Here is a 12,770-nt window from a genome sequence, read left to right as displayed (position 1 = left end):
CGGGGCTCGGGCGGCGGTTCGGGTGGCTGTGGGCGGCGTACGCGGCGAGCACGTTCGGGACGTGGCTGGCGTTCGACGCGTTCGCGCTGATCGCGGTGCTGGTGCTGCACGCCGGGCCGGCCGAGGTGTCGGTGCTGGCGGCGGCCGGTCCGGCGGTGGGCGCGGTGCTGGCGGTGCCGTTCGGGCCGTGGGTGGAGTTCCGGCGCAAGCGGCCGGTGATGATCGCCACCGATCTGGCGCGCTGCGCGGCGCTGCTGACCGTGCCGGTCGCCTACGCGTGCGGCGTGCTCGGATTCGTCCAGCTGCTGGTGGTGTCGGTGCTGGTCGCGGCGGCGGACATCGCGTTCGGCGCGGCGAGCGGGGCGTATCTCAAGGCGCTGGTGCCGAAGCCGGACCTGCTGGCGGCGAGCAGCCGGTTCGAGTCGACGATGTGGACGGCGTCGGTGCTGGGGCCGCCGGCCGGGGGGTTCCTGGTCGGGGTGTTCGGGCCGGTGGTGACGGTGGTGGCCGACGCGGTCAGCTATCTGCTCTCCGCGCTGGGGGTGCGCGCGATCGGCGGTACGGAGGCGGCCCCGCGTCCGCGTCCCGTGCGTACGGAGGGGGCGGAGGGGGGCGCGCCGGGGCGGCTGCGGGCGGCCGACCTGCTCGACGGCTGGCGGTTCGTGCTGACGCACCCGGTGCTGCGGCCGCTGTTCTTCAACACCCTGCTGGTCAACGCGCTGATCATGGCGGCGGCGCCGCTGCTGGCGGTGCTGATGCTGGGCCCGCTGGGGTTCGCGCCGTGGCAGTACGGCCTCGCCTTCGCCGTGCCCTGTCTGGGCGGGCTGCTCGGCTCGCGGCTGGCGGGTCCGCTGGTGGCGCGGTACGGGCGGCGCCGGGTGCTGCTCGCCACGGGGGCGCTCAGGGTGTGCTGGCCGGTGGGCCTGGTGTTCGTGCGGCCCGGGGTGCCCGGACTGGCGGTGGTGATGGCGGTCGAGGCGGTGCTGATCACCCTGTGCGGGGTGTTCAACCCGGTGTACAGCGTCTACCGGCTGGAGCTGACCCCGTCGGACCGGGTGGCCCGCACGCTCGCGGCCTGGTCGGCGAGCGGCAGGCTGACCACGGCGGCGGTGACCGCTCTGTGGGGCCTGCTGGCGGTGTTCACCGGGACGCGCGCCGCGATCGGCCTGGCCGGGCTGCTGCTGTTCGTGACGCCGGTGCTGCTGCCGTGGCGGACGAAGGACGGGGTCGGGGACGGGGACGGGGACGAGCGGGGGCGTGGGCCGGAGGGGGAGGCGGAGGCGCTGGCGGCGGGGGCCGGGGCGGCCTGAGCCCGCCGAGGGGCCGAGGGGCCAGGGGGGCTGAGGAGTCAGGGGGGCGAGGGGTCAGGGGGCGAGGCACGTGAAGGGGGGTGAGGGGGTCAGGGGCCGAGGGCCGTGGAGGGGGGTGCGGCGCGGTGCGGAATACCTCCGGGTGGGGGACCGTTCAGCAGGTATAGTTGAACAGTCAACAACCTGGAGGGTGAGCGACCATGCAGTTCGGGATCTTCAGCGTCGGCGACGTCACGCCGGACCCCACCACCGGCCGGACGCCGACCGAGCGCGAGCGCATCAAGGCCATGGTCGCCATCGCGCTGAAGGCCGAGGAGGTCGGCCTGGACGTCTTCGCGACCGGCGAGCACCACAACCCGCCGTTCGTGCCGTCGTCGCCGACCACCATGCTCGGCTACATCGCCGCGCGCACCGAGCGCCTCGTCCTGTCCACCTCGACGACCCTGATCACCACCAACGACCCGGTGAAGATCGCCGAGGACTTCGCGATGCTCCAGCACCTCGCGGACGGCCGGGTCGACCTGATGATGGGCCGCGGCAACACCGGCCCGGTCTACCCGTGGTTCGGGCAGGACATCCGCCAGGGCATCAACCTGGCCATCGAGAACTACGCCCTGCTGCACCGGCTGTGGCGCGAGGACGTCGTGGACTGGGAGGGCAGGTTCCGCAGCCCGCTCCAGGGCTTCACCGCCACCCCGCGCCCGCTGGACGGCGTACCGCCGTTCGTCTGGCACGGCTCCATCCGCTCCCCGGAGATCGCCGAGCAGGCCGCGTACTACGGCGACGGCTTCTTCCACAACAACATCTTCTGGCCCGCCGACCACACCAAGCGCATGATCGAGCTGTACCGCTCGCGCTACGCCCACTACGGGCACGGCACCCCCGAGCAGGCGATCGTGGGCCTGGGCGGCCAGGTGTTCATGCGGAAGAACTCCCAGGACGCGGTGCGCGAGTTCCGCCCCTACTTCGACAACGCCCCCGTCTACGGCCACGGCCCCTCCCTGGAGGACTTCACCGACCAGACGCCGCTGACCGTGGGCTCCCCGCAGCAGGTCATCGAGAAGACGCTGGCCTTCCGCTCGTACGCGGGCGACTACCAGCGCCAGCTGTTCCTGATGGACCACGCGGGGCTGCCGCTGAAGACCGTCCTCGAACAGCTCGACATGCTGGGCGAGGAGGTCGTGCCGGTGCTGCGCGAGGAGTTCGCCGAGAACCGCCCGGCCGGTGTGCCGGACGCGCCCACCCACACCTCGCTGCTCGCCGCGAAGGACACCCCGGAGGTGACCGTATGAAGCTCGTCGTCGTCTCGGCGGGGCTGAGCGTCCCGTCCTCCACCCGGCTGCTCGCCGACCGGCTGGCCGCCGCGACCGCCGACCGTACGGACGCCCGGGTCCAGGTGATCGAGGTGCGCGACCTCGCCGTGGCCATCGCGCACAACCTGACCAGCGGCTTCCCCGGCCCGGAGCTGGCCGCCGCGCTGGACGCGGTGACGGAGGCGGACGCGCTGATCGCCGTCACGCCCGTCTTCTCCGCGTCCTACAGCGGACTGTTCAAGTCCTTCTTCGACGTGCTCGGCGCGCGCGAGAAGGACGCCCTGGCCGGCAAGCCGGTGCTGATCGCGGCCACCGGCGGCACCGCCCGCCACTCGATGGTCCTCGACCACGCGCTGCGGCCCCTCTTCGCCCACCTGCGGGCCGTGGTCGTCCCCACCGGCGTCTACGCCGCCTCCGAGGACTGGGGCGCCGAGGGGCTGCCCGAGCGGATCGAGCGGGCGGCGGGGGAACTCGCGGCGCTGGCCGCACCGGCGGCGCTGGCCGCACCGGCCGCACCGGCCGCACCGGCCGCATCGGCCGCACCGGCCGCACCGGTGGGCGGTGGCGCGGACTCGGCGGGGCGGACCGTACCCGGAGAGCAGGCCGTACCCGGGCAGCCGCCCGTTCCCGGGCAGCAGGGCAGGGCGGCGGACGGCGGTCTGGCCGTGGTGCCGTTCGAGGAGCAGCTCGCCCGGCTGCGGGGCTGAGCGACGCGTCCGCGCCCGCCCGGCGGCGGAGCCCCGCCGCCGGTGAGCGGCGCGAGGACGGCGGGCCCGTACCGCCGGTTGCGCCCGGGACGGTGAGAGCCGGGTAAAAAGGGTGATCACCGGCCCGCTCGCCCCCTTCGTACCACCACCGCCTTGGCAGACTGGTCGCGTGCCCCAGACTGTGCTGCTCGCCGAAGACGACCGCGCCATCCGCCACGCCCTGGAGCGGGCCCTGACCCTGGAGGGCTACGAGGTGACGGCGGTCGCCGACGGCGTCGAGGCGCTCGCCCAGGCCCACCGGACCCCGCCGGACGTCCTCGTGCTGGACGTGATGATGCCCGGCATCGACGGGCTCCAGGTCTGCCGGGTGCTGCGCGCCGAGGGCGACCGCACCCCGATCCTCATGCTCACCGCCCTGGTGGAGACCGCCGACCGGATCGCGGGCCTGGACGCGGGCGCCGACGACTACGTCGTCAAGCCCTTCGACGTCGAAGAGGTCTTCGCCCGGCTGCGCGCCCTGCTGCGCCGCACCGCCCCGCCCGCCGCCGAACCGGCCCCCGCCCCGGCCGCCCCCGCCGCACCGGCCGCCGTCGCGGGCCCGGCCCCGGCCAGGGCGCCGCACCTGCCCGAACGGCTGGTCGAGGCGGCCGGGATCCGGATGGACCTCCAGGCCCGCCGCGTCTGGCGAGGCACCCGTGAACTGGAGCTGACCCGCACCGAGTTCGAACTCCTCGAACTCCTCGTCCGCAACGCCGGCATCGTCCTGGACCACTCCACCATCTACGACCGGATCTGGGGCTACGACTTCGGCCCCGGCTCCAAGAACCTCGCCGTCTACGTCGGTTATCTGCGCCGCAAGCTGGACGCGCCGGGCGCGCCGCAGCTCATCCACACCGTCCGCGGCGTCGGTTACGTGCTGCGGGAGGACTGAGTGGGCCGCCTCGCGCGGCTGACGGACCGGCTCCGGCCACGGCCACGGCCGCGGCCACGGCCGCGCCTCTGGTCGCTGCGGACCACGTTCGCGGTGTCGTTCGCCGTGGTGACCGCCGCCGTCACCGTCCTCGTGGGCATCCTGTCGTACAACTCCGCCGCCCGGCTGGTCCGGGTGGACCAGCAGTCGGTGTTCACCCAGGTCGTGCAGGACGTCCAGGACGAGGTACGGCGCTACGACCGCACCCCGGAGGACTTCTCCTCCTCCCGCCCCGGCCACGAGGTCGTCCGGCCCAGTCGTACCGACGTGCAGGTGCTCGGCGCCGGGGGGCAGGTCGTCGACCACGGCAGCCCGCCGCTGCCCGTCACCGTCGACGACCGCGAGCTGGCCGGTGACGCCGTGGCGGGCAAGACCATCGAGTACCAGGACGTGCCCGTCGCCGACGACGTGTACCGCATCGCCACCGTCGCGCTCGGCGACGGCCGCGGCGCCGTCCAGATCGCCCAGGAGTTCAGCGACACCGAGGACCTGCTGCGCGCGCTCCAGCAGCGCACCCTGGTGCTGATGGCGATCGTGGTCATCGCGGCCGGGCTGTTCGGCTGGTGGCTGGCCCGCCGCATCACCCGGCGCCTGGTGGTCCTCACCGCCGCCGCCGAGGACGTCGCCCGCACCCGGCGGCTCGGCGTCCAGGTCCCGGTCACCGGCTACGACGAGGTCGGGCGCCTGGGCCGCGCCTTCGACCGCATGCTCGGCCGCCTCGCCCAGTCCGAGGAGGACCAGCGGCGCCTGGTCCAGGACGCGGGCCACGAACTGCGCACCCCGCTCACCTCGCTGCGCACCAACATCTCGCTGCTGCGGCGTATCGACGAACTGCCGCCCGCCACCCGCGAGGACCTGGTCGCCGACCTCACCCAGGAGGCCCGCGAACTGACCGACCTCGTCAACGAGCTGGTCGACCTCGCGGCGGGCCAGTCCGACAGCGAACCGCCGCAGCGGGTGGACCTCGCCGACATCGCCGAGGACGTGGCGGGCCTCGCCCGCCGCCGTACCGGCCGTGACATCGTGATCCGGGCGAGCGGCGACACGACGACCCACGGCCGGCCGGGCATGCTCCAGCGGGCCCTGTCCAACCTCGTCGAGAACGCCACCAAGTTCGACCGCGGCGGCACGGCGCCCATCGAGATCGCCGTCCTCGGGCCCGCCCGGCCGGGCACCGTGCGCGTCGAGGTCCTCGACCGCGGACCCGGGGTCGCGGAGGCCGATCTGCTCCGCGTCTTCGACCGCTTCTACCGGGCCGCCGACGCCCGCTCCCTGCCCGGCTCCGGCCTCGGCCTGTCCATCGTGCGCGAGGTCGCCCTCGCCCACGGCGGCGCGCCCTTCGCCTACCGGCGCGAGGGCGGGGGTGCGGTGATCGGGTTCACGGTGGGGGCGGAGCGGGAGGCGGGGGAGTGACCTCCGGAGGTCACTCCCCCGGCCACAGCACTAGTTGTATTGATCACGAGCGTTGTTGACGCGCGTGGGTGCTTGATCATGGCGAAGACCTCCGGTGTGGTGGAGCTGTCTAGGACCGCACCACACGGAGGTCTTCGTGTCCCACCGTAATGCCCGGCTGACCGTTCACGGCAGGCGGCTGCTCGTCGAGCGTGTCCGCTGCGGCCGCCCCGTCGCGCACGTCGCCGCCGAGATGGGCGTCTCACGCGCCACAGCCCACAAGTGGATCCGCCGCTGGCGTACCGAGGGCGAGGCCGGCCTCGCCGACCGCTCCAGCAGGCCCCGAACCACCCCGCACCGCACGCCGGCCGCCGTCGAGGCCCGGGTGTGTCACGAGCGGCAGGTCCGCAAGCTCGGTCCCGCACGGCTGGGGCCGGTCCTGGGCCTGCCCGCCTCGACCGTGCACCGGATCCTGGTCCGCCACGGCCTGAACCGGCTGGCCCACCTGGACCGGCCCACCGGACAGCTCATCCGCCGCTACGAACGCGACCGGCCCGGCGAGCTGCTCCACGTGGATGTCAAAAAGCTCGGCCGCATCCCCGACGGCGGCGGCCACAGGGTACTGGGCCGCCAGGCCGGCCGCGCCCGCCGCAGCGGCATGGGATTCGACTACATCCACTCCGCCGTCGACGACCACTCCCGCCTGGCCTACAGCGAGGTCCACCCGGACGAGAAGGCCGTCACCTGCGCCGGCTTCCTGCGGCGGGCCGCAGTCTTCTTCGCCACCTGCGGCATCACCCGCATCGAACGCGTCCTGACCGACAACGCGTGGCCCTACCGCAAGAGCTTTGCCTGGCGGCGAGCACTCGCCGATCTCGGCGCGGCCGGCAAGCTCACCCGCGCCTACCGGCCGCAGACCAACGGCAAGGTCGAACGCTTCAACCGCACCCTGCTCGACGAATGGGCCTACCAGCGGCCCTACACCAGCAACACCGAACGCACCGACGCCCTGACAGACTTCCTGCACACCTACAATCACCACCGCTGCCACACCGCACTCGGAGGCAAGCCCCCAATCAGCCGTGTGAACAACGCTGCGAGTCAATACAACTAGTCGGTAGGCCCGGTCGGACCGCCCGTCCGCGCGGAGGACGCCTCCGGCGCGGTGGACGCGTCGTGGCGCCGGCCCCGGCGGACGAAGGACGGCAGCGCGGGCGGGGTGAGGAAGCCCTCGGCGCGGGCGCTGGCGAGGCCGATCCGCGGGATGTCGGCGCTCTTGGCGAACAGCAGGAACCGCGGCTCCCACACCGGCCGGTACTTGGCGTTGGCGCGGTACAGCGACTCGATCTGCCACCAGCGGGAGAAGAAGGTGAGCACCGAACGCCACAGCCGCAGCACCGGACCGGCCCCGAGCCGCGCCCCGCGCTCGAAGACCGAGCGGAACATCGCGAAGTTCAGCGAGACCCGCCGTACGCCGATCTCCCCGGCGCGCAGCAGCAGTTCGACGACCATGAACTCCATCAGGCCGTTCTCGCCCTCGCGGTCGCGGCGCATCAGGTCGAGGGAGAGGCCGTGCTCGCCCCAGGGCACGAAGCTGAGCAGCGCGCGCGGCTCGTCGTCCGCGTCCCGGCACTCCAGCATCACGCAGCGGCCGTCGCCCGGGTCGCCGAGGCGGCCCAGCGCCATGGAGAAGCCGCGCTCGGTGGCGCCGTCGCGCCAGTGGTCGGCGCGCTCCACGAGCAGGGCCATCTCGTCGTCCGGGATGTCCTCGTGGCGGCGGAGGGTGACGGTGTAGCCGGCCCGCTGGACCCGCTTGTGCGCCTGCCGCACGCCCCGCATGGCGCGTCCGTCGAGGCTGAAGTCGGCGACGTCGACGATGGCCTCGTCGCCCAGTTCGAGAGCGTCCAGCCCGTGCCGGGCGTAGATCGTGCCGGCCTCCTCGCTCGCGCCCATGACGGCGGGCGTCCAGGCGTGCCGCCGGGCCTCGGCCAGCCAGGCGTCGATGGCGCCGGGCCAGGCTTCCGGGTCGCCGATCGGGTCCCCGGAGGCGAGGCTGACCCCGCCGATGACGCGGTAGGCCACGGCGGCCTTGCCGGTGGGGGAGAAGATCGCGGCCTTGTCGCGGCGGAGGGCGAAGTAGCCGAGGGAGTCGCGTTCGCCGTGCCGGTCCAGCAGTTCGCGCAGCCGGGTCTCGTCCTCGGCGCCGAGCAGTGCCAGGCCGCGCGGCGAGCGGAAGCAGACGTACAGCACCAGCAGGAAGGTCCCCGCCATCAGCACGTTGATGAGGATGTCCACCCAGCGGGGTGACTCCACGGCGGGGACGCGGTCGGCGAGCGGGCCGACGCTGACGCTGCGCAGCAGGGTGTAGGCGACCTTGTCGGTGAGGGGCGCGCCGGACACCTTGTTGGTGGCGTCGACCAGCCAGGTGCCCAGGCCGCCGCTGACCAGGATGCCGACGGCGCCGACCGCCAGGGCGAGCCGGGGGTTGGAGCGGTCGCCGATGGCGTTGAACTCGGTGCGGCCGACCAGCAGCGCGAGTACGAACAGGCCGGTCAGGGCCGCCGAGAGCCAGTTGAAGGGGTGTTCGCGGAAGCGCTCCTGGGTGAGCGCGAGCACGTAGAGCGCGAACAGCGGTCCGGCGAGCAGCAGGTTGAACACCCAGGCCGCGCGTTTGCGGCGCCGCATCACCATGGCCAGGAAGAGCGCGAGCGCGGCCGAGACGAGGCCCGCGGTGGCCAGGTACGGGGTGAAGAACTCACCGCCGTTGTGCTCGTGCACCTCCTCGCGGAACGGCAGCGAGAGCACCGCGACGATGTTGAGCAGCGCGAGCACCCGCAGGTACCAGACGGTCGCCGCGGCGGCGCCCGCCCGCAGCCGGGGGCCGGGGGAGGGGCGCGCGGACGTACGCGGGGCGCGCTGCGGGGGGATGAGGACGGACTGCCGAGCGGGCATGGGTGACGGGTCACCTCGGGGACGGGCCGGATGGGGGCCGATGGGACGGACAGGGACGGACGGGGACGGACGGGGTCTGGCGGTGGCTGGGGGTGGTGGCCGGGGCGGTGGCTGAGGGGCCTTGGCCCCAGTGTTTCGGGAGAAGGTAAGGAGTGGACGGGTGTGTGCTTACTCGCCGGGGCCGGGAGGATGAACCGCGGCGGAGACGCACGGAGCATGCGGGGTACCCGCGGAGCCTGGACCGACACCGTCGCTGCGGTCGCTGCGGTCACTGCTGTCCCTGCCGCCGTCACCCTCGCCCTCGCCCTCGCCGTCTCCTCCGTCGTCCCCGGCACCGCGGCCGTCAGGGTCATCGGACTGGTCACTCAAGGTGAGGGCGGTGTGCCTGAGGGGCGCCGTCAGGATCCAGGCCAGGTTGCCGACCGCCGCCCCGGCCGCCACCGTGGCGACGATCACGCCGGCCGTGGCGAAGCCGTCGCTGAACAGATGGGGCCGGTGGTCGAGGCTGTGCAGCCCGAAGCCGCTCAGCTCGTACACCCCGACGGCGGCGACGGTGAGGCTCACGACCAGGGCGGCGACCGTGGGCGCGAGCCCGCCGTCCCGCTTCTGGCCGGGCGGTGGAGCACCGGGCGCCGGACAACGCGCTTCCTGCATGGATCCCCCGTGGACGATGGAGAAGGGCGAGCGGGACCCTACAGTACGTAGTGCCGGGCGCGGAGGAAAACCGGAGGCTTGGTCACTCTCCGTCACTTCTTGCGGGCGGCGCGGGTGAGAGCGCGGACGACGGCCTGCTCGTCCTTCCCGAGCAGGTCCTTCTCCAGGCTGTGGTCGTCGGAGCGGGAGAAGAGTTCGCCGCGGGCGACGTCGTCCTTGCCCAGGACCCGCCCGCACCACTCGCCCGACCCGGCGGTGTGCCCGTCGAACGGTACGGAGGCTCCCTCGCCGAGCACCACCCAGGCGCCCTCCGACCAGCGCAGGGCCAGGAGGTAGGTGTGGCCGGTCTCCAGGCGGGGGGCGTCCCCGGTGGTCCGCTTGATCCGGGCGCCGCCCGCCCGCAGCACCCGCCAGCCGGGAGCGACCAGCGCGAAGTCGCCGCCCAGCGCGTGCCGGGGCCGGGCGGCGGACCACAGGCGGCGATCGGTGCGGAAGGTCACCTTGCGGTCGGTCTCGTAGCTCACCGGGCCGCTCTTGTAGTCCCGCCGCCCGGTGTCCTCCTCGCCGACCGGCGCGGCCACCACGACGTGGTCGGCCTGCGTCACCCAGTCCCGTGCGGTCTGGTCCGGGTAGGTGTGTTCGGCGGGGCCGCAGCCCATCACCGTGTCCAGCCCGGAAGCGCCGACGAAGACGCCCCCGGCGATACCGGCGAGAGCCACGACGAGCGCGACGACCGAGGCCGTCCGTGTCACTGCGCACCCCCCGATGCGTCCTCGTGCCGCCCGCGGACGGCATCCTCCAGCAACGGCCGTGGTCGGCGGCCGCAGCCGTCATGATCACACGGCCTGTTCCGTCCTGTACATCGGCGACGACGGCGGGCCCGCCGAGTCCCCGCCGGACCCGCCCCGACATGCGCGATGTCCGCCCGTCCGGAAACGTGGAGGACGCCCCCTTTCCTGCCCTGCCCCTCCGGAGCTTCCCATGTCCGCGAAGCGCATCCTGAACCGCTCGTCGTCCGCCACGGAGCCGACGACCCACCACGGCACCGCCTCCGCCCGGCCCCGCTCATGGGCTGCCGACTGGGGTCTGCTGCTCCTGAGGCTGGCCTTCGGCCTGCTGCTGGCCGGGCACGGCTCCCAGAAGCTGTTCGGCCTCTTCGGCGGCGGCGGCCTGGCGGCGACCGGCCGCGGCTTCGAGGCGATCGGCTACCGTCCCGGCCGCGTCTACGCCGTGATCGGCGGCCTCTCCGAACTCCTCGGCGGCCTCGGTCTGGCCCTCGGCCTCCTCACCCCGCTCGCCGCCGCCGCACTGATCGGCGTCATGATCAACGCCATGGTCACGGTCACCGGCGCCCACGGCTTCTGGGACACCGACGGCGGCATCGAGTACAACATCGCCATCGCCGTCGTGGCCCTGACCGTCGCCGCCACCGGCCCCGGCCGCCTCGCCGCCGACCGCGTCTTCCCCTGGTCCACCGGCGGCTGGCCCGAAGCAGCCCTGGCGGCGGGGCTGGGGGGAGCGGGGGCGGCGATCACGCTGGCGCTGTGAACACGAATTCAGCCGCCTGAACTCCATGGTCAATGCAACAGGGTTGAGCCACCTTGCTGCCCCAGGGCGTCACCGGTGTCAGTCCGTATCCTCGGTGGGCAAAGGGTCTGTCGCGGTGACTGTTAGGGAGTTCGTGCCAACCATGAGTTCATAGGAAGAGCTCAGGTTGATGGGCAGCGGGCTCTTGGACTTGGAGGCTGCCACCACTTCGCGTGTGGCCTCCAAGGTCAGTTGAGGTACGACTAGGCGCTCGCCTCGGCCGGGAAGGGAGAACGTCTCTTCTCCCACTCCGTTGTGGATCTTTGAGTTCGCCCGCGGGCGGAGACGTACAGGTTTACGTGCGCCGGGGTACAGCGCCGCGTACAGTCCGGCATAGGTAGCAACGTGGCTGGCTCCTGCCGTGGAAAGTCGGCAGACCCTGACGTCGTCGATGTTCCCCTGCTCCACCAAATAGGGGGGCAGGGCCTGCGGCTCAGCGGACAACAGCTTGGCGACTGCCCAGTTGCCGGCATCTGGGCGCTGTGCTGCATCTACATTGTAGAGATCGACCAAGCGTTGCCATACCTCTGACGGCTGGGCAGTTCGGTGGAAGCGCTCCAGGCGACGTGGTATCCGGCTCAGGGTTTTATCGAAGAGCTCGTTCCAGCGATCTAGCGCGTAGCGCGCGCCGGCCTGACGGGCTCGGTCGGTGTCGTAGTCCGCAACGACCCGCTCGCGCTCGGCTCGCACTTGTCGTTGTCGCAGTTCGCCCAGCTCATAGGTGAGGACTCGGCGAAGACGCTGTACAGGACGGCCGTAGGCTGCCGCCAGCTCGATCAGGCGCGGGTCGTCGGCTGCGGGGCCTCGCCATGGTCCGGGTGCGGGGACGTAATCCATGGCCATGGCCACAACCAGTTCCGCGACCCGAGTCTGGCGACGCTGCACTGCCGGCGTCCCGTCTATGGCGAACTCCACTAGCCTGCGGGGCATCATCAGAGCAGAGGCCACCTCATCGATGAACTGGGGGCGTCGGCTAGGCACGATGCCTTCGTTCTCGAACCGCCGGTAGTTCTTTGGAGAGATGCCCAGGCGCTCTACGACATCCTGGGCTCGCAGCCCCGATGCACGCCTGAAGTCAGCGAGAGACCACGTCTTGCGGTCATCAAGATTCATGAGCTGCCAGGGGTGGATCTTCAACGCTCGGGCGAGAGCACGCACACGAGGTGGGTCTGGCACTCGGTGCCCATTCTCATAGGCCAAGATCTGGGCCTTTGTCGCCCCGACTGCCTCCGCCAGGCACTCGGCTGTCATCGATCCTCGGTCCGTCCGTGCGTCGACGTTCATCCGGTGTGCTCGCAGCTCAGCGGGGCGAAAGTTAGTCAGTCCCCGTGCCATCCTCATGCTCACTCTCGTCGTCGGGACCACTTTAGGGGTACCATTTAGGAGCCACGGATGAGTCGCGGCGAGGCTTCCACAGGTCTCCTCACCAGGCCCGACGTGTTTTTTAGCGGCAGAACTGGTGGATGGCGACGCGGAAATGCGCGACGTTGGACGCCGTCGGCCGCATGGTTGAGAGATCGCGGTCCACGTGTGTTGGTTATGTGTGAGGCCCTGTACCTCCGCGGTTTGCAACTCCGTTGGAGGAGGCACAGGGCCGGCGTCTGGGAGCTGGCTCCCGGTTAGGCCCTCTGTTCCAGCAGGGGGCCTAAGACGTCTAGAAGAGCTTGTCGATCAGGTGACGTACCCAGACACTCAGTGCCTGAAGTGTCAGCCAAGCGAACGCCTTCTTGACGATCTTCCGGTTGTTTCGCTCCCCGCTCTCTGGCGGGTTTTCCATACGCAGCACCTTCCCTCGGTTCGCGGAACCGATCGGCCCCGATCGGGTCAACCGATCGACGGGATGCGCCACGGGAGAAGGTGTTGGGAAGAGCCTACCGGTTCCCAC

The 12,770-nt window shown here is 72.1% G+C and carries 11 protein-coding genes; 7 read left to right on the top strand and 4 right to left on the bottom strand.

Going from position 1 to position 12,770, the window contains the following annotated elements; translation table 11 throughout:
• Nucleotides 1-26: 26 nt before the first annotated feature.
• The 6 genes from R4Z62_RS14055 (at nucleotide 27) to R4Z62_RS14030 (ending at nucleotide 6,806) form a co-directional block, all read left to right on the top strand.
• Nucleotides 27-1,310, top strand: coding sequence for an MFS transporter (locus R4Z62_RS14055; protein ID WP_491521873.1), 1,284 nt, complete (start codon nucleotides 27-29; stop codon nucleotides 1,308-1,310).
• 200 nt (nucleotides 1,311-1,510) lie between these two features.
• Nucleotides 1,511-2,602, top strand: coding sequence for an LLM class flavin-dependent oxidoreductase (locus tag R4Z62_RS14050; RefSeq protein WP_064534482.1), 1,092 nt, complete (start codon nucleotides 1,511-1,513; stop codon nucleotides 2,600-2,602).
• Nucleotides 2,599-3,330 (top strand): CE1759 family FMN reductase, encoded by a 732-nt coding sequence (locus tag R4Z62_RS14045; protein ID WP_491519946.1) that lies wholly within the window; start codon nucleotides 2,599-2,601, stop codon nucleotides 3,328-3,330. The genes R4Z62_RS14050 and R4Z62_RS14045 overlap by 4 nt, the downstream gene beginning before the upstream one ends.
• A 181-nt stretch (nucleotides 3,331-3,511) precedes the next feature.
• Nucleotides 3,512-4,261, top strand: a complete 750-nt coding sequence (locus R4Z62_RS14040; RefSeq protein ID WP_491521872.1) for a response regulator transcription factor — start codon at nucleotides 3,512-3,514, stop codon at nucleotides 4,259-4,261.
• On the top strand, nucleotides 4,262-5,713 hold the full coding sequence (locus tag R4Z62_RS14035; RefSeq protein WP_491519945.1) for a sensor histidine kinase: 1,452 nt from the start codon (nucleotides 4,262-4,264) through the stop codon (nucleotides 5,711-5,713).
• A gap of 136 nt (nucleotides 5,714-5,849) precedes the next feature.
• Complete coding sequence (locus tag R4Z62_RS14030; protein ID WP_491519944.1) at nucleotides 5,850-6,806, top strand: IS481 family transposase; 957 nt, start codon at nucleotides 5,850-5,852, stop codon at nucleotides 6,804-6,806.
• On the opposite strand, the gene R4Z62_RS14025 is transcribed toward R4Z62_RS14030, so the two are convergent.
• The 3 genes from R4Z62_RS14025 to R4Z62_RS14015 form a co-directional block, all read right to left on the bottom strand.
• On the bottom strand, nucleotides 6,803-8,644 hold the full coding sequence (locus tag R4Z62_RS14025; RefSeq protein ID WP_491519943.1) for a phosphatidylglycerol lysyltransferase domain-containing protein: 1,842 nt from the start codon (nucleotides 8,642-8,644) through the stop codon (nucleotides 6,803-6,805). The genes R4Z62_RS14030 and R4Z62_RS14025 overlap by 4 nt on opposite strands.
• 168 nt (nucleotides 8,645-8,812) lie before the next feature.
• Nucleotides 8,813-9,298 (bottom strand): hypothetical protein, encoded by a 486-nt coding sequence (locus R4Z62_RS14020; RefSeq protein ID WP_491519942.1) that lies wholly within the window; start codon nucleotides 9,296-9,298, stop codon nucleotides 8,813-8,815.
• A gap of 92 nt (nucleotides 9,299-9,390) precedes the next feature.
• Complete coding sequence (locus R4Z62_RS14015; protein WP_064534486.1) at nucleotides 9,391-10,050, bottom strand: hypothetical protein; 660 nt, start codon at nucleotides 10,048-10,050, stop codon at nucleotides 9,391-9,393.
• Between the two features lie 229 nt (nucleotides 10,051-10,279).
• Between R4Z62_RS14015 and R4Z62_RS14010 the strand changes: the two genes are divergently transcribed.
• Nucleotides 10,280-10,846: a DoxX family protein gene (locus R4Z62_RS14010; protein WP_491519941.1), complete on the top strand. Its 567-nt coding sequence runs from the start codon at nucleotides 10,280-10,282 to the stop codon at nucleotides 10,844-10,846.
• Between the two features lie 78 nt (nucleotides 10,847-10,924).
• Here R4Z62_RS14010 and R4Z62_RS14005 read toward each other — a convergent pair whose 3' ends face one another.
• The gene (locus tag R4Z62_RS14005) at nucleotides 10,925-12,136 is read right to left on the bottom strand and encodes a helix-turn-helix domain-containing protein (RefSeq protein ID WP_491521871.1); all 1,212 of its coding nucleotides are present in this window, start codon (nucleotides 12,134-12,136) and stop codon (nucleotides 10,925-10,927) included.
• Between the last annotated feature and the right edge of the window lie 634 nt (nucleotides 12,137-12,770).

This window comes from Streptomyces sp. PL-25, from assembly GCF_058344915.1.
This window is presented reverse-complemented; position numbering and strand designations above follow the sequence as displayed.

Bases quoted from the DNA above. Each gene is read 5' to 3' on its own strand.
- R4Z62_RS14005 (WP_491521871.1), bottom strand. From the start codon at position 12,136: ATGACAGCCGAGTGCCTGGCGGAGGCAGTCGGGGCGACAAAGGCCCAG.
- R4Z62_RS14050 (WP_064534482.1), top strand. From the start codon at position 1,511: ATGCAGTTCGGGATCTTCAGCGTCGGCGACGTCACGCCGGACCCCACC.
- R4Z62_RS14010 (WP_491519941.1), top strand. From the start codon at position 10,280: ATGTCCGCGAAGCGCATCCTGAACCGCTCGTCGTCCGCCACGGAGCCG.
- R4Z62_RS14020 (WP_491519942.1), bottom strand. From the start codon at position 9,298: ATGCAGGAAGCGCGTTGTCCGGCGCCCGGTGCTCCACCGCCCGGCCAG.
- R4Z62_RS14025 (WP_491519943.1), bottom strand. From the start codon at position 8,644: ATGCCCGCTCGGCAGTCCGTCCTCATCCCCCCGCAGCGCGCCCCGCGT.
- R4Z62_RS14045 (WP_491519946.1), top strand. From the start codon at position 2,599: ATGAAGCTCGTCGTCGTCTCGGCGGGGCTGAGCGTCCCGTCCTCCACC.